Source organism: Aquimarina sp. AWH4_224 (assembly GCF_056160245.1).
This window is the reverse complement of record NZ_JBSWWU010000008.1, coordinates 152,476-173,812: the sequence shown is the minus strand read 5'-3', so window position 1 is coordinate 173,812 and position 21,337 is coordinate 152,476. Positions and strand designations below refer to the sequence as shown.

At 38.8% G+C, this 21,337-nt stretch carries 7 protein-coding genes; 6 read left to right on the top strand and 1 reads right to left on the bottom strand.

Annotation, left to right across the window (positions count from 1 at the left end):
* Positions 1-16 precede the first annotated feature (16 nt).
* Positions 17-3,325: a VCBS repeat-containing protein gene (locus ACXAGJ_RS16535; protein ID WP_474841237.1), complete on the bottom strand. Its 3,309-nt coding sequence runs from the start codon at positions 3,323-3,325 to the stop codon at positions 17-19.
* A gap of 287 nt (positions 3,326-3,612) precedes the next feature.
* On the opposite strand from ACXAGJ_RS16535, the gene nagB reads away from it, so the two are divergent.
* The 6 genes from nagB to ACXAGJ_RS16505 all read left to right on the top strand — a co-directional run bounded on the left by nagB (position 3,613) and on the right by ACXAGJ_RS16505 (position 21,304).
* The gene (gene nagB, locus ACXAGJ_RS16530; RefSeq protein ID WP_474841236.1) at positions 3,613-5,580 is read left to right on the top strand and encodes a glucosamine-6-phosphate deaminase; all 1,968 of its coding nucleotides are present in this window, start codon (positions 3,613-3,615) and stop codon (positions 5,578-5,580) included.
* 27 nt (positions 5,581-5,607) lie between these two features.
* Positions 5,608-7,635, top strand: coding sequence for a beta-N-acetylhexosaminidase (locus ACXAGJ_RS16525; protein ID WP_474841235.1), 2,028 nt, complete (start codon positions 5,608-5,610; stop codon positions 7,633-7,635).
* Positions 7,636-7,815: 180 nt separating this feature from the next.
* Complete coding sequence (locus tag ACXAGJ_RS16520) at positions 7,816-13,683, top strand: glycosyl hydrolase family 18 protein (RefSeq protein ID WP_474841234.1); 5,868 nt, start codon at positions 7,816-7,818, stop codon at positions 13,681-13,683.
* A 103-nt stretch (positions 13,684-13,786) separates the two neighbouring features.
* Positions 13,787-17,419 (top strand): cellulase family glycosylhydrolase, encoded by a 3,633-nt coding sequence (locus ACXAGJ_RS16515; RefSeq protein ID WP_474841233.1) that lies wholly within the window; start codon positions 13,787-13,789, stop codon positions 17,417-17,419.
* A gap of 28 nt (positions 17,420-17,447) precedes the next feature.
* Positions 17,448-19,145, top strand: coding sequence for a carbohydrate-binding protein (locus ACXAGJ_RS16510; RefSeq protein WP_474841232.1), 1,698 nt, complete (start codon positions 17,448-17,450; stop codon positions 19,143-19,145).
* A 65-nt stretch (positions 19,146-19,210) separates the two neighbouring features.
* The gene (locus ACXAGJ_RS16505; RefSeq protein ID WP_474841231.1) at positions 19,211-21,304 is read left to right on the top strand and encodes a beta-1,3-glucanase family protein; all 2,094 of its coding nucleotides are present in this window, start codon (positions 19,211-19,213) and stop codon (positions 21,302-21,304) included.
* Positions 21,305-21,337: the final 33 nt, after the last annotated feature.

Below are 21,337 nucleotides of genomic sequence, written 5' to 3'. Positions count from 1 at the left end.
GTAAATAGTGTGGCTGCTATTTATGGAGGTTTTTTGTTTCAAATTTGTATTCCAAAAACTTCGACTCGTTGTTTTTGGTAAAAATCAGAATGTATTTTTTGTTCTTGATAGTAATAAATCTGCAAGCTTTAGCTTGCAATTGTCGTAATGTATCAGATAGCAGATAAGAAGCAAATTGGGTTTGATCCGCGTTTCCGAATAAGAAATACCCTTTGTTACCGTCATAGCGAATAGTTTCGGTTTCGGCTTCATACAGAGATCCGATACCAAAAACATCTTTATAACCATCTTGATTAAAGTCTTCGACTAAAAAATCTGAAGTGGGACCAAATTGAGCAGTGATAGGTAGTTCTTGAACATCAAAATTTCCTTGCCCTTTGTTTTTTAATAACAAGCTGGTAAAACAGGTAGCAGTATAATGAACTGAATTATCTAGAGCTTCTTGACCATAGATTTCAGGTAAAGAAGCGGCAGCAAATGAATTATACGTCTTAAATTTTTCGGAAAGCCCAGGGATTTGCTGAGACGAACATTCCTTTCCTCGAACAGGCAGTAAAACTCCTTTTTTTGTGGTTTTGCTTAAGACAATATCAATACTACTGTCGATATCAAAATCATTGGCGTATATATGGAAAGGTTTATCTGTAGAGGGATGAAATTTATTATTCTTACCTAGGTTACCTAAAAGATAATCTATATCACCGTCATTATCAATATCCGAACCTGAAATTTTAAAAAACCAACCAGACAAATCATTTAGCGCTTTGATATCTGCAGTCTCGAATTTTCCTTTCTGATTTTCTAGAATTGTAGGCGGAGACCATTCGCCAACAACCATAAGATCTAGATCACCATCATTATCATAATCAGAAAATAGTGCATCATTGATTTGATTAAGGTTTGACAAGTCTTTTGCTATATCCTGAGTAGCATCAATAAACTTTCCGTTTTCGTTTTTCAAAATATAGGAAGGATAAGCAGAAGGATACTTACCAGGTATAAAATCTCCTCCGATGAAAATATCTTCATCTTGATCGTTGTCAAAATCTCCAATAGCAATTCCTCCTGATACCGTTTGAATTTTAGGTAATAGATTTTCTTTTCGTGTAAAATGACCTTGACCATTATTCTCATAAATTCTATCCTGCAGATAAGAACTATTGATAGCGTCTTCATAACTTCCGGAGGCAACATACAAATCTAAATCTCCATCGTTGTCATAATCAAAAAACAGCGCTTTTCGATCTTCGAAATAACTATCCTGCTCAAAAGTGTTTTGACTCATGATAGAAAAAGAACCCGAATTATTTTGGATATAGAGCATGGCACTAGCTCCCTTTGCATTCCCTACAAAGAAATCTTCTAAGCCATCGTTATTTACGTCGGCTACTGCAATTGGAGTTCCTTTTTCGCTTTGTTTTTGGGGGAGCAATAATTGTAGTGTATAATCATCAAATTGGGTTTCCTGATGTTTGTAGGTTACTCCAAATGCATTACTGAGGTGGACTTTGATTGCAACCGTCTCTGTCGTTTGTGGTTTTGAGAATGCTTCTTTCTTTTTATAGTCAATATTAAGTTTTTGATTCGCCGCAACATTTTTTAGAAAACTGGATTGGTCGTTAGGCCAATCAATCACAATACTGTCTACTATTTCAGTTTTGCCCAAACCAAAATGTAGTCTGTTGGTTACCGAAGATTGAAAACCTCTACTGGTATAATACGCTTTCATCTGTTGATGTTGATTGGTGTATACCTTAATGCGAGTTCCGAAAAGTGTATTCTTGTTTTCAGGATTAGACAATGTGATACTTATATAATTGTTGGATTGTTGATTCTGGTAAATACTGGCAATGTCATCTTGATTGTTTAATACAATATCCAAATCACCGTCGTTATCAAGATCCACATAGGCAGCACCATTTGAGTTTATTTTGTGATGTAACCCCCATTCTTGATTTTTGTTTTGAAATTGATACGTGCCAGCATTCGAAAATATTTTGTTTTCCAAAGTGACTTTCTTTTGATTGAGGATATTGTTTCGCATACGATTTCTAAAATCCTGATTAGAAAGATCATGTTTGATACCATTGGTAACCAAAAGATCGTTGTGCCCATTGTTGTCAAAATCCGCAATCAAAGGTGCCCAACTCCAGTCGGTTTTGGCCATACCTGATAACTGCCCAATTTCACTATAAGATCCATTTCCCAGATTCAACTGAAGCATATTAGACATGTATTGATGATGATATCCAATATCCACCAAATACTTGAAGTTATCAGTGCTCATGGTTGCCATGTTTTCTTTACTTCTTTGATGATCTTCGGCAAGCATGTCTAAAACGATAAGATCTGGTTTTAGGTCATTATTGATATCTGCATAGTCTGATCCCATGCTATTGGCAGAAATATGGTCAAAAGTTTCAAGAATCCGATTAGTAAAAGTTCCATCCTTATTGTTGATATAAAGGAAATCAGGTTCCAAAAAATCATTGGCCACATAAATATCCGGCCATCCATCTTCATTGAAATCACCAATTGCTGCGCTGAGTCCCCAGGCTTTATTTAGAATTCCGGAGGTTTGTGTGACGTTTTTAAATTTTCCGTTTACATTTTCAAAGAGCTGATCTGTACTTTCTGGATCAATATTATTCTGTATTCTGGGATCAACAACCACATTGTTGTTAAAATCAGCACGATGATTGACCAAGTATATATCGACATCACCGTCTTTATCGTAATCCAGATAGTAAGCTTGAGTAGAATAGGCTTCGCTATCCAATCCATAGAATTTTGCTTGCTCTAGAAAAGTTCCGTCTCGTTGATTGATATATAATTTGTTTTTCCTTTTTTCAGAATCATGTAATGAACCCGATTTGCATACATAAATATCCATCCAGCCATCATTGTTGATATCTATCATCGATACACCGGCAGTCCAACCAGTAACATCTTCAACTCCAGCTTTTTCAGTAATGTCTTCAAAAACAAAATTGCCTTTGTTTAGGTATAATTTGTTACTGTTTTGATTAGAGCTAAAATACAGATCTTCTAATCCATCATTATTGATATCTCCCACTGCAATTCCTCCACTGTTGTATATGTACGCATAGTTTAAGAAGTTAAATGATAAGGTTTCGGACACTTCATTTTTGAAATAAATTTTAGAAACAGAAGGATCAATCATTTTGAATAGTGATTCCTTTTCTTGGATTTTCTTATCATTACTGTTTTGATATTCTGTATTGCAATGTGCAAGAAGTAGGAATAGTAAAATCCAGAATTTTCTAAAGACCATTTTCGAAGACAAATTTCTATAAGAATTCAAAGTAATCAACTTTGTGTCAATTCCCGAATTTATGCTCTATATAGCATGTTTTTGTCGACATACAACCAGATTTTGAATATAGGTGTTTTTAAGGGGAAAGAACCCCGTTTGCACAATCATAGAGTATCTAAGGAAGTATTGGTGTTTTTTTGCTTCACCATCTGGTGCAATTTTATTGTCATTTGTGATTGCTTTCATGTCATCTGTCGAAAAACTTTTCATAAAAGCCATATAGGTAATAGTTTCATTTTCGATAAGCCATTAAACAACATAACTTAAGTTACGCAATGAGTACACAAACAAAGTACGATTCCTCGATCAATAATAGCAACGGACCTTACTACAAGGATATTAGCTATCGCGAAGCCGGAAAATTTGAAGAAACACGGTTTGAAAAAATCCATAATGTAATTTTTAAAAGTTCGGATTATGCTTCGATTATTATTGCACAAGAAATAGCAGGATTAATCAAAGAAAAACAAGTACAACAAGAATCTTGTGTTTTGGGATTAGCTACGGGTTCTTCACCAATAAAAGTATATGAAGAACTAGTACGAATGCATAAGGAAGAAGGTCTAAGTTTTGCCAATGTGGTTACGTTTAACCTGGATGAGTATTTCCCAATGGAAAAAGGCAATGTACAGAGTTACCACTATTTCATGCACGAACACCTGTTTAATCATGTAGATATTTTACCAGAAAATATTCATATCCCTGATGGGACTATTCCTCAAGAACAGATCCACCAATATTGTATCGATTACGAACTAAAAATAAACTCTTTTGGTGGATTGGACTTTCAATTATTAGGAATCGGTAGAACCGGGCACATTGGATTTAATGAGCCAGGGTCTCATTATAATTCTGTGACTCGAAGTATCACTCTGGATCACCTTACACGATCGGATGCTGCTCCCGCTTTTTTTGGTATCGAAAATGTTCCGAAAAAAGCGATTACGATGGGTATTGGGACCATTAAAAAAGCAAAACGCATTGTCATTATGGCTTGGGGACATAAAAAAGCCGAGGTGGTAAAGGAAACTATAGAAGGAATGGTTTCTTCAGAAGTACCTGCTTCGTATTTGCAGCGTCATGAAAATACCACATTTGTTCTGGATAAAGAGGCTGCAGAAGAGCTCACAAGAATCAAAACTCCTTGGTTAGTTGGCCCTTGCCGTTGGAACGAAAAAAACAAGAATAAAGCCATTATCTGGTTGAGTCAAAAGGTGCAAAAACCAATTCTAAAATTAACGGACAAGGATTATAATGACCATGGAATGTCAGGGCTTTTGGCAGAAGAAGGTTCGTCATATGAACTAAATATCAGAATGTTTAACACGTTACAGCATACCATTACCGGATGGCCAGGTGGAAAACCAAATGCTGACGATACTTATAGACCAGAGCGAAATACTCCACATAAAAAGAGGGTGTTGATCTTAAGCCCTCATCCCGATGATGATGTGATTTCTATGGGGGGAACATTTCTTCGGTTAATAGAACAAGATCATATTGTACATGTAGCGTATCAGACCTCAGGGAATATTGCAGTGTCTGATGAAGAGGCCATAAAATATGCAGAGGTGATACAAAATATGTTACCTGGAACTGATAAGGAAAACATCGGTTCAATCATTTTGGAACTCAAAAAGAAACAGGAACGGATGATAGATTCTGAATCAACGAGATCTTTAAAAGGATTGATCCGTAGAGGAGAATCTTATGGAGCGACACGATTTTTGGGCTTGCCAGATGCATATGTACATTTTCTTGATCTTCCTTTTTACGAAACTGGAACGGTAAAGAAAAATCCATACGGACCAGAAGATAAAAAAAGACTAACCGACCTTATCAAAAAAGTCAAACCCCATCAAATCTATGCGGCAGGAGATCTTGCAGATCCTCATGGAACACATAAAGTATGTTTGGATGTGTTATTTGAAGTGTTAAATGATCTGAGAGAAGAAGAATATATGCAGGATTGCTGGGTATGGCTATACCGAGGAGCATGGCAGGAATGGGATATTCATGATATAGAAATGGCAGTTCCTTTAAGTCCTGATGAGGTACTAAAGAAACGCAAGGCCATATTTTTCCATCAGTCTCAAAAGGATGGAGTAATGTTTCAGGGAGATGACTCTAGAGAATTTTGGGTAAGAGCAGAAGAACGCAATCAACAAACAGCAGAAAAATATCACAAATTAGGTTTAGCAGAATACGAAGCCATAGAGGCTTTTAAGCGATATCATTTTTAAAAAAAGTTAATGAAAAAAATATATTGGATGGCCCTAATACTTGGGACAATGCAATTAGTTACAGGACAAACAACGGATCAGTATTCATATAATTTAATGCCTTGGCCAAAAGAAATCCGTCAAGGTGCAGGAAGTTATGTAATAAAAGAGGATTTTACCCTTTTTATAGAAAATGTATCTTCTAAACGATTGCATAATGGGGCTACTCGGTTTTTAAGACGATTAAGTGGAAGAACAGGGGTGTTTTTTGAAGAAGGATTTCCACAAAAAGCAAAAAATGCTCCATCATTTGTTATTGAAGTTGAACGAGAAGGAAGTTTACAAAACTTTGATGATGAGTCGTATTCGCTTCAGATAACAGATAAAACTATTTATCTCAAATCGATAACTGATATTGGCGCTCTAAGAGGCTTGGAAACCTTGTTGCAATTAGTAACCCCCAGTGCTAACTATTTTTATATTCCTGCATTGAATATTGAAGATGCACCAAGGTTTCCTTGGCGTGGTTTGATGATCGATGTAGCTCGGCACTATCAACCTTTGGACGTGCTAAAACGAAACCTTGATGCCATGGCAGCTGTTAAACTCAATGTTTTTCATTGGCATTTGACAGATGATCAGGGGTTTAGATTGGAATCAAAACGACACCCGAAATTGCATGAACTTGGTTCGGATGGAGAGTACTACACACATCAGGAAATAAAAGAGATCATTCAATATGCTGCAGAGAGAGGGATTAGGGTAATACCAGAAATAGATGTTCCCGGGCATGCATCTGCTTTGCTTACCGCATATCCTGAGTTGGGAAGTAAAAAAGATACCTACACTATTGAACGTTATGCCGGTATTTTTGACCCTACTTTGGATCCTACCAACGAGAAGACATATCAAATCCTGGAGGATGTATTTACGGAAATAGCCGAACTATTTCCTGATCCTTATGTTCATATTGGAGGTGATGAAAATGAAGGGAAACACTGGGACGAAAATCCGGTGATCAAAGCTTTCAAAAAGGAACACGGTTTTCAATCAAATCACGATTTACAAACCCATTTTAATCTCAGATTACAAAAGATATTAGAAAAACTAGGTAAAAAGTTAGTAGGATGGGAAGAGATTATGACGCCACAAATGCCAACAACTGCATTAATTCATTCATGGAGAGGCGTAGAGGAAGGGCTACAACCCGGTGAGTCATTGGCTAAAGCGGCGCAAAAAGGACATTATTCTATTTTATCTACAGGGTATTATATCGATCGTATGCATGATGTAAATAACCATTATTTAGTAGATCCATTACCAAAATCATTTAGCTTAACAAAAGAGGAGCAAAAGAAAATTTTAGGAGGAGAAGTTACCATGTGGGGAGAATTGGTAACACCGCTTACTATTGATTCCAGGATCTGGCCAAGAACTGCTGCAATTGCCGAACGGTTTTGGTCACCTGCTACCGTTACTGATATACAACACATGAGAAAACGACTCACTATGATCAGTTTTCGACTAGAAGAACTTGGACTTACTCATCTCAAAAATCAAAATGTGATCCTAAGAAATATCTCCAATGGATATCAGACAGATGCACTTCAGAAATTAACCAAAGTCTGTCAGCCTTTACAAAAATACAGCCGCAATAAGGGAGGAACGGAGTACAAATCGTATTCGCCCTTTACCTTATTTGCAGATGCTTGTACTACAGATGCACCGGATGCTTATCAATTTAATCAGCTAGTGGATACATTTATTACAAATGCTGAAGTAGCTCAAAAACCATTAGAATCCATGTTTCATCAATGGATAGGAAATCACGAAGAATTACTTGTTCTGCAAGGAGAAACGCCTTTGGTTTCAGAAGTATTGAAATTATCATCTGCGCTAAAAGATGTTTCAGCTTTTTTTCTGAAAATTATGAAACAAGAAGGGGTGTCCAAAGCAGATGCAAATGATTTCTCTTCCTTGATGAACACAGTCAAAGAACCTCGAGCAGATGTTGAGATTGTGACTTATGACGCTTTTATGAAATTGTTTGAGCATTTAAAGAAAAATGAATTGTAATACTTGATACGATATTAACCAGTTTCTTCCGGTTTTGTTGAATTTTTGATGTACATGCTATTAGTGATAAAAATAAGGCTGTTTAGCTATTATTTGACTCCCTCCGTATAAAAAATTACACATTGAGTATTAGTGTTAATATTTTTATAAAGACTTAATACAAACACAAATCTTTAACTCATGAAACCAATCAATCTTTGGGACTGGTTAGAGGGGATTATACCCAAAAAATCAATCCGAGTTTTCAACTTTTTAGCGATTATTAGCGTACTTCTTATCGGTAACTTGTGTCAGGCACAAGTGAATACCGGAGGAAGCGCAACTACGTCTAATCACAACAAGCAAATTATTGGATATATTACCAATTGGGATGCTTGGAAAGCCGCTAGTGCGGGAGTACCTTCCGCAGGTGCTTTAACGCAATTGAATATAGATTATTCAAAATACACAATTCTTAATTTTTCCTTTTTTGGAGTGGCAGTCGACGGGTCATTGCATAGTGGAGATTTAAGAAATAAACAGATCTATCAAGAGGGGCAAGTACAGCAACCAGGAGATTTATTATATGGAGATGTCTATAGTAGTTGGGATTTCTATATTCTTTTTGGAGAAATAGAGCCCATTCAGTGGATCAACGAAGATGTCAAACAACGCGCTGAAGCTTTAGGTTTTCAGGTAGAAGTTGGCGGAAATACATGGACACATCCCGAATGGGGATTAAGCGGGGTATTGCCACTTCCATTACCAAAAGAAGGTAGCGGAGCCAAAGGACTCCTAGAACTTGCTCATGACAATGGAGTAAAGGTAATGGCTTCTATTGGTGGCTGGAGTATGTGTAAACATTTTCCTGAAATGGCAGCAGATCCGGTAAAACGAGCTCGCTTTATCGAAGACTGTAAAAAGCTGATCAATATGGGCTTTGATGGTATCGATTTGGATTGGGAATACCCAGGCCCTTATGCTGGGATGAACTTTACAGGTACCAATGCTGATTTTGCCAATTTTGCAACTCTGGTTCAAGAGATTAGAACGGCTATTGGCCCAGATAAATTAATCACCGCAGCAATGTCTGCAGATCCTGTAAAATTGGATGGATTCAACTGGCCTCAATTAGTGAGTAGCATGGATTACTTCAATATGATGACTTATGATTTTAATGGAGGATGGTCAAATATTGCAGGACATAATGCACCTATCTATCCATATGATGGAGCCGAAGCGCCAGATTTCAATTGGCAATCTACACTTAACAAACTACTTTCTTTAGGAGTTCCATCGACTAAAATCAATTTTGGGATTCCTTTTTACGGTAGAGGAGTAGTTACCGAAGGTACAGCTACTCTCAACGCACCTACTTCTAAAAGAAATGTAACTATACAACCTGATGGACCAGTAAGTACATCTGCAGATTATACCAACTGGCCTTTGGATGTATATGATGGAACACCAAACCACTTTTTTATCAAACAAAAAACTGGAGCAGGTAGTGGATGGACCCGACAATGGGACGATCAGGCCAAAGTACCTTATATGACCAAAGGAAATTTCTTTTTGAGTTATGATGATGAAGAGTCTATTGGAATTAAAGCACAATATATAAACGAAAATAACCTCGGTGGAACTATCGTATGGACTGTTTTTGGAGACCTCGAAATATCAGGTACAGCCCAGTCTTTTGGAAATAAACTAAAACGATGGTCAAATGTGAAATCACCTTTAGTGAATAAGGTAAATGAAGTTTTTGCTACTGGTGGAGGAAATATTAATCCTACGGTATCTATAAAATCCCCAGCCAACAATACCGAGTTTTCTGCTGGAGATGATATTGCAATAACTGCCAATGCTAACGATAGTGATGGTAGTATTACTAAAGTAGAGTTCTATGCGGGTACAGTTTTGTTAGGAGAAGATTCGTCTGCTCCATATGCCTATACATGGCAGAACGCACCACTGGGACCTAATTCAATCATTGTAAAAGCTTATGATAATGACGGAGCGAGTGCAACAGCAACCGTATCTGTTATTGTTGGTGATATCGACGTAGAAAATCAACTGCCTCAAGTAGCTATTACTGCTCCTCAGGATGGGGCTTCATTTGCATCTGGAGCTACAATTGGTATTACTGCTAATGCTTCAGATTCTGATGGTACCGTAACCAAGGTGGAGTTTTATGATGGCAATGTGCTTTTAGGTGAAGATAAAACAGCGCCATATAGCTATGATTGGACAGGAGCTTCTTCAGGAAGTCATACGATACAAGTAAGAGCTACTGATAATAGAAATGGAACAAGCCAGGTAGCAGTTGCTATTACGGTTACCGGAGGAGACAACTGTTCTGTACCAGCATATGTTCCTGGTCAAGTGTACACAGGAGGGGATAGAGTGTCTTATCAAGGAAATGAGTACGAAGCCAAATGGTGGACACAAAATAATGATCCCGTAACGAATCGCGAAAATGTTTGGAAATTGATTGGTCCATGTGGAGATGGTCAAGCGGCCCCACAGGTATCCATCACCTCACCTTCAAGCGGACAAACATTTACCGAAGGTAGTACAGTAACCATAAATGCTACCGCATCTGATGCGGATGGAAATATTACTAAAGTAGCATTCTACGTAGATGGAAATTTGATTGCCGAAGATACTACGGCACCATATACTACAAACTGGAATAGTACTCTGGGAAGTCATAGCATCACTGCTATTGCAACAGATAATGCTAATTTATCGACTACTTCATCCGCAGTATCCATTTCTGTAAATACCGATGGAGGTTGCGGAAACAATAATTTTAAAGTTGTAGGGTACATGCCTAGCTGGCAAGGAGCAGCAAACGGAATTCAATATGATAAGCTAACTCATATTAACTATTCTTTTCTACTACCAAACAGTGATGGTAGTTTACGACCACTCGAAAATGCTGCAAAAATGCAAGAAATCGTTACTTTGGGGCATGCACAAGGTGTAAAAGTATTGATTGCTGTAGGAGGATGGATGGATGGTAATGACTCTCCATTTACTACATTGGCAGCAAATCCAACTACGAGAACAGCTTTTGTAAATAATCTGGTCAACTTTGTAAATCAATATAATCTTGACGGAGTTGATATGGACTGGGAATATCCTCGAGAAGGGAATGAACCACAACACTTCGAATTGTTAATGCAAGAATTAGGTCAGGCTATGCATAGTCGTGGAAAACTATTGACTGCTGCAGTTGTGGTTTCCGGATGGAATGCCGATGGCGTACTTAACGGTGTTTTTGATGATGTAGATTTCTTAAATATCATGGCCTATGATGGTCCGGAGCACTCTACAATGGCTCAAGCCGAAGGAGGGTTAAACTATTGGTTAGGCAGAGGATTACCAAAAGAAAAAGCAGTATTGGGAGTTCCTTTTTACAGCCGCCCACAAGCGCAGAGCTATGCTTCATTATTAGCACAAGGTGCTAGCCCGAATAGTGATTCTTTTCAAGGAAATAATTATAATGGAATTCCAACCATCAAAGCGAAAACGCAAATGGCATTAGATCGAGCAGGAGGAATCATGATGTGGGAGCTATCTCACGATACTTCAGATCCGAACACCTCTTTATTGGCAGCTATCAATCAGGTAGTTGGTGATCCATGTCAGCCCGATAATGTAGCACCACAAGTATCTATTACTTCTCCTCAGTCCGGAGCAACATTTGTAGTGGGTAATGCTGTTAATATCGCTGCAACGGCATCAGATAGTGATGGTAGTGTCGCAAAAGTAGTGTTCTATGTGGATGGAAATATGATTGCAGAGGATACAACAACACCTTATGCGGCCAATTGGACGGCGGTTCAAGGCAATCATACGCTTACTGCAATCGCCACCGACGATAAGGGAACTTCAACTACATCTTCTACGATAAACATCGTAGTAAATGCTGATGGAAATACCGTTTCTGGAGGAACAATAAGTGGTGGGCCCTTTGTGTTTACAGTAGGAGATGGTATTGCTGATAATGTTTCGGGAGTTACTCTAAGCGGAAATAGCGGAACCAACTCTCAATGGGTGGTTACCGATGATATGGGGATTATACTTGGGTTACCTGCAGCTCCAGAGGATGTGAATTTCGACGAAGCCCCTGCGGGGATCTGTTTGATCTGGCATTTAAGCTATGAAGATGGATTAGTAGGTCTTGCTGCCAACAGTAATACTGTGAATTTACAGGGAGATTATGATTTCTCAAACTCGATAACTGTTACTAGAAATCCAGCTGATGGAGGCGAGTGTAATGACCCACAATATGTAGAAAATGGTGGGTACGAAGCAGGTAGTGTGGTGCAGAACAATGGTAATTTGTATGAATGTAAACCATATCCATTCTCTGGATGGTGTAATGGTGCTGCTTGGGCATATGCTCCAGGAGAAGGAACGTATTGGGAAGATGCCTGGACCTTGGTAGGAGCATGCGATGGAGGTAATCCTCCGGGTAACGAAGCACCAACAGTTACGATTACACAACCGGCAAACGGACAAACATTTACAGCAGGAAGTACTATAACTATTAATGCATCTGCATCAGATAGTGATGGTACAGTGACCAAGGTTGAGTTCTTCAGTAATGGCACCAAAATAGGAGAGGATACCAATAGCCCTTACAGTTATACCTGGAGTAATGTGTCTACAGGGAATTATACCTTAACTGCCACAGCAACTGATAATGAAAATGCTACAGGTGATGCCACTGCGGTAAATATTTCTGTGGGATCTACAAATTCACCAAATCCAGGAGGAGATTTACCAAGAAGGATTTTGGTAGGGTATTGGCATAATTTTGACAACGGTTCTTCGATACCAAAGCTAAGAGATGTATCTGATAAATGGGATGTGATCAATGTATCTTTTGCCATCCCGACGGTACCTAATGGAGCTACAATGGTTTTTACTCCGGATCCAGCGATCTATTCAAGTGTTCAGGAGTTTAAAGATGACGTTGCTTTATTACAAAGTCGAGGTAAGAAAGTATTAATCTCTATGGGTGGTGCAACCGGAGCTGTAGATGTAGATAGCCCGGCAGATGCTCAAGCTTTCAGTAATTCGATGATCAGTATTCTCAACGAATATGGTTTTGATGGAATGGATATTGATTTTGAAGGTTCTTCAATTTCGTTGGCCGCGGGAGATACTGATTTTAAAAATCCAACATCTCCTAAGGTGGTTAATTTAATCAATGCCTTTAGAACAATCCTAAGTCAATATAACTCTGATTTTATATTGTCTATGGCTCCTGAAACGTTATTTGTACAAGGAGGATTTAGTGGATATGGAGGACCAAGTGGAGCTTATCTTCCATTAATCTATGCACTCCGAAACGATATGGATTATATTCATGTGCAACATTACAACACTGGATGTATGTTAGGGTTGGATGGATTGTGTTATGGATCAGGAAATGCAGATTTCCATGTGGCCATGGCCGATATGTTGCTGCAAGGATTCCCAGTAGGGGGTGGACAACAGTTCCCTGCTTTGCGTCCGGATCAGGTTGCTATAGGATTACCAGCAAGCCCATCTGCAGCTGGTAGTGGATATACAGAGGCTTCAGAGGTGCATAAGGCATTAGATTATATTATCAAGGGGCAATCATTTGGAGGACGCTATACGTTGCGTAACCCTTCTGGATATGCTAATTTCAGAGGATTGATGACTTGGTCCATCAACTGGGATATTGTAGCAGGTTTCGGATTCTCTAATCCACACAGAGCGTATCTGGATGGTTTGGATACCAGAGCAAGCCTCGTTCAAGAAGAGGAAACTACCGAAGTTACCCTTTCTCCAAACCCAGTTAAAGGAGATGTGATCAACTTAAAATTAGATAATCAAGTATCTAACAGCACTTTTGATCTACAAATTTTTAATGCCACAGGTATACAGGTATTACAATACCAGAATACTAAACTACAAAAGGGAAGTAACCTAGCCACTTTTGATGTAAGTCAACTAGAAGAAGGATTATACTTCTATACGATTACCACCACAAAAGGTAAGACCACAGAAAAGCTTATTAAGCGTTAAGCTCTCATTTTTTTGATCACCCGATGATATTAGAATTGCTGTCATCGGGTGATTTTTTCTTTCTCTATTTGGGAATCCTAATTCCCCTCTTAAAACATCAACTATGAAAACACAAAATATATTAGCCAATTATATTGTTTTGATTACTCTTGTGTTCTGCATATTGTTTAGTACAAAGACCATCGCTCAAAACACCCCTGTATCCCAAAATGGTCAACTAAAAGTATGTGGAACACAACTTTGTAACCAATATAATCAACCCGTACAACTGCGTGGAATGAGTACCCATGGTATACAATGGTATGGATGGGGAGATTGTTTAACCGAAGCTTCGCTGGATGCCTTGGCATACGATTGGGAAGCAGATATCCTTCGTATTTCTTTATATGTACAGGAAGGTGGATATGAAACCGATCCGGCTGGATTTACCGCACAAGTAAGTCGACTGATTAATGAAGCAACAGAAAGAGGAATGTATGCGCTAATTGATTGGCATCAACTCAGTCCCGGAGATCCAAATGTCAATCTCGAAAATGCTAAAAGATTCTTTACTGATATAGCCAACGAACACAAGAATAAGAATAATATTATATATGATGTGTGCAATGAACCCAACGGTACTGGGGTGAACTGGAATCGTATCAAAACATACGCAGATCAGATCATCCCGGTAATTCGTGGGATTGATAACGATGCAGTGGTTCTGGTAGGTACTCAAGGATGGGCAACATTTGGAGTGTCTGGAGAAGGGAACCTACAGGATGTACTCGATAACCCGTTGTCTTTTGATAATGTCATGTATACATTTCATTTTTATGCAAAGAGTCATCAGGATGCATATCTAAATGTTTTGGATCAAGCTTCTAGTCAATTGCCTGTTTTTGTCACCGAATTTGGAAGTCAGGAATTTACAGGAGATGGACCGAATGATTTTGTTATGACCCAACGTTTTATTGATTTGATGCGCCAAAAGAAAGTTAGTTGGACCAGTTGGAATTACTCTGATGATACCCGTTCTGGAGCTGCATGGCAGGCAGGAACATGTTCTGGAGGTCCATGGACTACCAATCGATTAAAAGAAGCCGGTAGTTGGATACGTGATAAAATTAAATTTCCGGCCGATGATTTTCCAGGGGGTGATCCGGGAGAAACCCAAAGTCCGTATTTAGGGACTCCAGCTGTAATTCCTGGAATTGTAGAGGCAGAGAATTATGATCTTGGCGGTTCTGGTATTGCCTACAACGATCTTAGTTCTGCAAATCAGGGAGGGTCATATCGCACTGATGAGGTCGATGTAGAACCCTGCTCCGAAGGAGGATATAATGTGGGGTGGATCAATGCTGGCGAGTGGTTGGAGTATTCTGTAGATGTACAAGAGACAAAAACGTATGCTCTTGAAGTTCGTGTAGCTGCTATATCCACAGGGGAACAATTTCATTTGGAAGTCAACAATCAAGATGTTAGTGGCCCTATGATTGTTCCTAATACAGGAGGGTGGCAAGTTTGGCAGACTATTTCAGCTAATGTTTCCCTTACTGCAGGACCACAGATTATACGGGTAGTTATGGATAGCGGTGATTTTAATATTCATCGATTTACATTTACTTCTGAAACAACCCCCGATAATCAATTGCCGATTGTCACGATTACCGCACCCCAACAAGGAGAGACATATACAGCAGGACAAACCGTAACTATTTCTGCAAATGCATCCGATGCAGATGGTAGTGTAACCCGTGTAGAGTTTTTTGTCGATGGAAATAAGATAGCAGAGAATACTTCGGCTCCTTTCGATGCTAGTTGGGTATCAACTACAGGGAGTCATTCAATTTCCGCAGTAGTTATCGATAATGATAATGCCAGTAGTACATCTTCTGCTGTTACTATTTCCGTAGAAAACGATACTGGGGGTACGACCTGTACTGATCCACAATATATTGAAAATGGAGGTTATGTTGCAGGTAGTGTGGTTCAAAATAATGGAAATACATATGAATGTAAACCTTATCCGTTTTCGGGATGGTGTAATGGAGCCGCATGGGCCTATGCACCAGGAGAAGGAACCTATTGGCAAGACGCCTGGACTTTGATTGGTGAATGTGGTGGAGGGAATCCACCAGATGGAAATGAAGCTCCTACCGTAACTATTACACAACCTAATATTGGGCAATCTTTTGTTGCGGGAAGTACTATTAACATTACGGCTTCAGCTTCAGATACGGATGGAACAATTAGTTTGGTAGAGTTTTTTAGAAACGGTATTAAAATAGGAGAAGATTCTACAGCACCTTATGAATCGACTTGGACCAATGCCACTACAGGCACTTATACGCTAACCGTCAAAGCAACCGATAACAATAATTCAACCACTGAATCTACAGCGGTAACCGTCACAGTAGGTACTATTACTCCACCACCTACCACAGGATTACCGGCCAGAATTTTGAATGGATATTGGCATAATTTTCAAAATGGATCTGGGTTAATCAAATTACGAGATGTATCTGCTAACTGGGATGTGATTAACGTATCCTTTGCAGTGTCTAAAATTTCTCCTACCGATGGTGAAATAGGTTTCGAGTTGGATCCTGTTTTTGGGACTATTAATTATGATGTTAATGAATTTAAGTCCGATATTCAATGGTTACAAAGTCAGGGTAAAAAAGTAATCATCTCTATCGGTGGTGCTGAAGGACAGGTGCAATTGAATACCACTTCGGCAAGAGACAAGTTCATTACCTCCATGATTTCGATTATTGAAGAATACGGATTCGATGGGATGGATATTGATTTTGAAGGACAATCTCTTTCATTTAACCTGGGAGATACTGATTTTGAAAATCCCACCACCCCGGTAATTGTGAATACCATAAATGCGGTGAGAGATGTATGCAACTATTTTGGAGACGATTTTATCCTTACGATGGCACCAGAGACCTTTTTTGTGCAGTTAGGGTATTCTTTTTATGGAGGAATTTCTGCAGGAGCAGATCGCAGAGTAGGGGCTTATTTGCCGTTAATTCATGCGTTGCGTGATAAGCTTACTTTTTTGCAGGTACAGTATTATAATTCTGGGTCGATAACCGCATTGGATGATCAGTTTTATGGTATGGGTAATTCAGATTTCTATGTGTCTTTGGTGGATATGTTACTCAAAGGTTTTCCGATCACCAGAGATCAAAGTAAGTTCTTTCCGGCCTTAAGACCTGATCAGGTTTTGATTGGAGTTCCTGCAACAGTAAATGCTGGTAATGGTCACACAGGAGCACAAGGTGTAATTACAGCTCTTGATTACCTGATCAAAGGAAATGGATTTGGAGGGCAATACAATCTTACACAAACCTATCCGGCGTTGCGCGGTGTGATGAGTTGGTCTATCAATTGGGATGCGTTCGAGAATAAAAACTTTTCAAATACAGTAAGAGCCTACCTAGATGGGTTAGGAAGTCGAAGTAATGAAGTAGCTACATCGCTAAAAGTTAGTACAGAAGAGCTTAGCATATTTCCGAATCCAATACAAAGATATGTACACTTCACTCTAGAAACACCAATTCATAATTTCTATATCGAGATCTACAATATGGTGGGGATGAAGGTATATCAAAAAGGTGATTTTAATAATGAGAAAACTAATACATCGGTGAGAATAGATTTGGAACATGTAACTCCCGGAATGTATTTTTATAAGAGTAGGGTAAACGACAAAAGATATACAGGAAGATTGATCAAGGAATAATAGTAAGTAACTCTTAAAACTAACAATTATGAAAACGATCAAAACACAAACGATCCTGCTTTTATTTACATCCTTATGTTGCCATTTGGCAATTGCCCAAAACTGGACTTTGGTTTGGCAAGACGAATTTACAAACGGAATGAGTACAGACTGGGTTTTCGAAACCGGAAATGGAAGTTCTGGATGGGGTAATAATGAACTTCAGTATTATCAACAACAAAATGCAACTGTTGAAAATGGCAATCTGGTCATAACGGCCCGGCAAGAATCTGTAGGAGGTTACACTTATACCTCGGCAAGAATGAAAACCCAGGGAAGAAAATCCTGGAAGTACGGTAAGGTTGAAGCTCGTATTGCAATGCCTTCTTTTACGGGTTCCTGGCCTGCGTTTTGGATGTTGGGAGATAGTATTTCATCAATAGGCTGGCCTGCTTGCGGTGAAATAGATATTATGGAGCATGTAAATACCGAAACACAAACTCATGGAACCATCCATTGGCAGGATCATAATAATCTATATGCTAATTATAGTGGGGCTGCTCCTGTCGGCAATGTTACCGATTTTCATGTGTATACCATAGAATGGGATGCCAATGCTATCAAATGGTATGTGGATAACACCCTGTATCACGAAGCTAGTATTGCCAACGGAGTAAATGGAACCTCGGAGTTTCATGAAAATTTTTTCATTTTACTCAATATGGCGATAGGAGGAAATTGGCCTGGATTTGTGGTGGATAATACCGCTTTTCCTGCCAGGATGTTAGTAGATTATGTTCGGGTGTATCAACAAACAAATGCTCCTTCAGGACCTGTAACTCTTTTTCAGCATTGTGATTACGGTGGTTATAGCATACCTCTAAATGAAGGTAACTACTCTATGAATCAATTGCAGGCACTTGGGTTGGTGTATAATGATATTTCCTCAGTTCAAGTTCAGGAAGGATATCAAATTACCATGTATGAGCACGATAATTTTACGGGAGTATCTTTGCTAAAAACAAGTGATGATAACTGCTTGGTAAATGAAGAGTTTAATGACATCATGAGTTCGGCAATCGTTTCCAAAATTCAACCTTCTTGGTCTACACGTATCGAAGCAGAAAATAACGTCGTACAGTCTGGGACTCAAACAGAACCTTGCTCTGAAGGTGGACTTAATGTTGGATGGATTGATGTTAATGATTGGTTGGTTTGGGATGTAACTATTCCAAGATCCGGAAGTTATTCTGTTGAATATCGGGTGGCGAGTCCCAATGCCGGAGGTAGACTTCAATTTGAAAAGGCAGGTGGAATTCCTGTTTATGGCGCATTGGATATTCCTAATACAGGAGACTGGCAAAACTGGACTACTATAATGCATACGGTCAACTTAGAACAAGGAGCTCAGCAAATTGCAATAAAAGCTCTTTCGGGAGGATGGAATATCAATTGGCTCGAGATACGATCTACGACCAATACACTTACTTCCAAGGTAAAATTAAATCCAAGTAAAGAAGAACACTTAATCATTTACCCTGTTCCTGCTACGCATGAAATTCGATTGGAAGGTGTAAAAGCCCAAACTTCTCTTGGTATTTATAACCTAGATGGGGATCTACTGCTAACTACTAAAACGAAGGCGGATGATACCTCTTTAATTATAGATGTGCATGAATTGCCTTCGGGAATGTATGTAGTAAAAGACTTTAAAACCGGTAAAACCAAACGTTTTACAAAACAATAAAGAATGTAACAATGAAAACCAACATCAATAAAAACCACTACAGGTGGATATCAAAAACAATTTGTATGATATTCATACTGATGCAATACTCAATAATTGCACAAACACTTCCCTATCAAGTAGAAAACAATTCAGATTATCCTGATGATGAGGTATATATAGCTATCGTAGGGATAACAGATGGTCATGTATGGGTAGATCCGGTAACAGGTCAGGTCAACCCTATGCAGGTTTCAGATAATACGATGGCAGGACCAATCATTGACGGCAATATGGGGCCGGGAAACAATGGCTTGTACGCCAATTGTTTTCGAAAATTAAGTGATATTCCTGGTAAGACGATTAACATCCCCAAAATAGCAGGATGTAGGATCATGATTTCCTTTCAAAGTCAATTGTATTTGTACTTTTTTGGACATTCAGGTTCACCAAGTGGATATGCTGCACCCAACTTATCTAGTCCTACAGATCCTAATCAAGGAATCAAGTATGAACTGATAGAACTTACGTTCAACGATTTTGGACTTTGGTGCAATACGACAAGAGTTGATTCATATCAGTGTCCTATGGGGCTAGAAGTCTGGGGGACTGATTTTTACAAAAGAGTTGGCGAGTTAAAAACACATCAGGAAATATTGACAGCGTGGCAGACAACGGCTCCTTCAGCATATCAAAGTCTTTTGGATACCAATCAAGGAATTATTCATTTTCCGACCAAAACCAGCACTTTCCCTGTTAATTTTTTTGATGATTACATTAACGCCATTTGGAACAAGTATCGCACAGAGACTTTGGTTTTTAATTCTGGTCAAGCCGGTGTTTGGAGAGGTAGTGTTGTAGGTAATGAGTTTATCTTTACCAGAGATGGTGATGGACAGCCAGCAAAAATCCCTGGCAAACCTACTACGATCGAAGCTATGGAAGGAAGTGGAGTATTGGCTACTGGACCACAATGGGATTTAGTGGTACAAGCACAATTTGTTGCCGCTATTACTCGCCATGCTATTAATTTAAATACACCTTCTGGAGTATTACAGGATTTTGGAGATACTACTACTTACTATCAAACATGGCCGTATAATTGGTATTCAAAGTTCTTTCATAGATCAGATATCAGTCAAGATAGCCAAACGTATACTTTTGCTTATGATGACGTGTTTGACCAGTCGGCAACTGTGCATACACCAAATCCTAATCGAATAACAATCACTATCGGTGGTTTTGCAGGAAGTACTCCTCCGGATACCCAGGTTATTTCTCTATTTCAACATTGCAATTATGGAGGATATCGAGTTGCTCTTGACGAAGGAAGTTATACGCAGAGTGAGTTACAGAACCTGGGGATAGTAAATAATGATATTTCGTCCATACGGGTACAGGATGGATATCAAATAGTGATGTATGATACTGATAATTTTACAGGTGCTTCAATAATTAAAACTGTCAATGACCTTTGTTTGGTTGATGATGGATTTAATGATAGAGTTACTTCACTAATCATTTCAAAAACAAATAACCCCGAATCTATTCAAATCGAAGCCGAAGACTATGTAATAGAATCTGGGATACAAACCGAAGTCTGTAGTGAAGGAGGACTTAATTTAGGTTGGATTGATGCTAATGACTGGTTGGTTTGGGATGTAAATATCCCAAGCACGGGAAGTTATTCTATTGAGTATCGAGTGGCAAGTCCAAATACAGGAGGTAGATTACAACTAGAGAAAGCAGGTGGCGCAACGATTTATGGCGCCCTAGATGTTCCTAATACTAGTGGATGGCAAAACTGGACCACTATACAGCATGTTGTTAGTTTAGAAAGTGGAGAACAACAAATAGCAATCAAGGCACTTACAGGCGGTTGGAACATCAATTGGCTACGAACTACTAAAGTGGAGAGTAAAGTGAGATTGAATCCAGAGAATTTGACCGCTCAAGATCTTATTGTATACCCTGTTCCCGCTGGAGACGTGTTAAATTTAAAAGGAGTCTCATATACATCTACCATAGGAATTTATAATACAAGTGGAAGACTAATTCTCAAAACAAATGTAAAGGGAAAAGCAGATGCTATGGTTTTGGATATACGCCATTTAAAATCAGGGACCTATGTTATAAAAGATTTTAAAACTGGCAAGATCACCAGGTTTACAAAACAATAACCCACAAGAATATAAATAAGGCCCTGCCTGGGC

Excerpts from the sequence above, each read along its gene's own strand:
- nagB (WP_474841236.1), top strand. The coding sequence starts at position 3,613 with ATGAGTACACAAACAAAGTACGATTCCTCGATCAATAATAGCAACGGA.
- ACXAGJ_RS16515 (WP_474841233.1), top strand. The coding sequence starts at position 13,787 with ATGAAAACACAAAATATATTAGCCAATTATATTGTTTTGATTACTCTT.
- ACXAGJ_RS16520 (WP_474841234.1), top strand. The coding sequence starts at position 7,816 with ATGAAACCAATCAATCTTTGGGACTGGTTAGAGGGGATTATACCCAAA.
- ACXAGJ_RS16525 (WP_474841235.1), top strand. The coding sequence starts at position 5,608 with ATGGCCCTAATACTTGGGACAATGCAATTAGTTACAGGACAAACAACG.
- ACXAGJ_RS16505 (WP_474841231.1), top strand. The coding sequence starts at position 19,211 with ATGATATTCATACTGATGCAATACTCAATAATTGCACAAACACTTCCC.
- ACXAGJ_RS16510 (WP_474841232.1), top strand. The coding sequence starts at position 17,448 with ATGAAAACGATCAAAACACAAACGATCCTGCTTTTATTTACATCCTTA.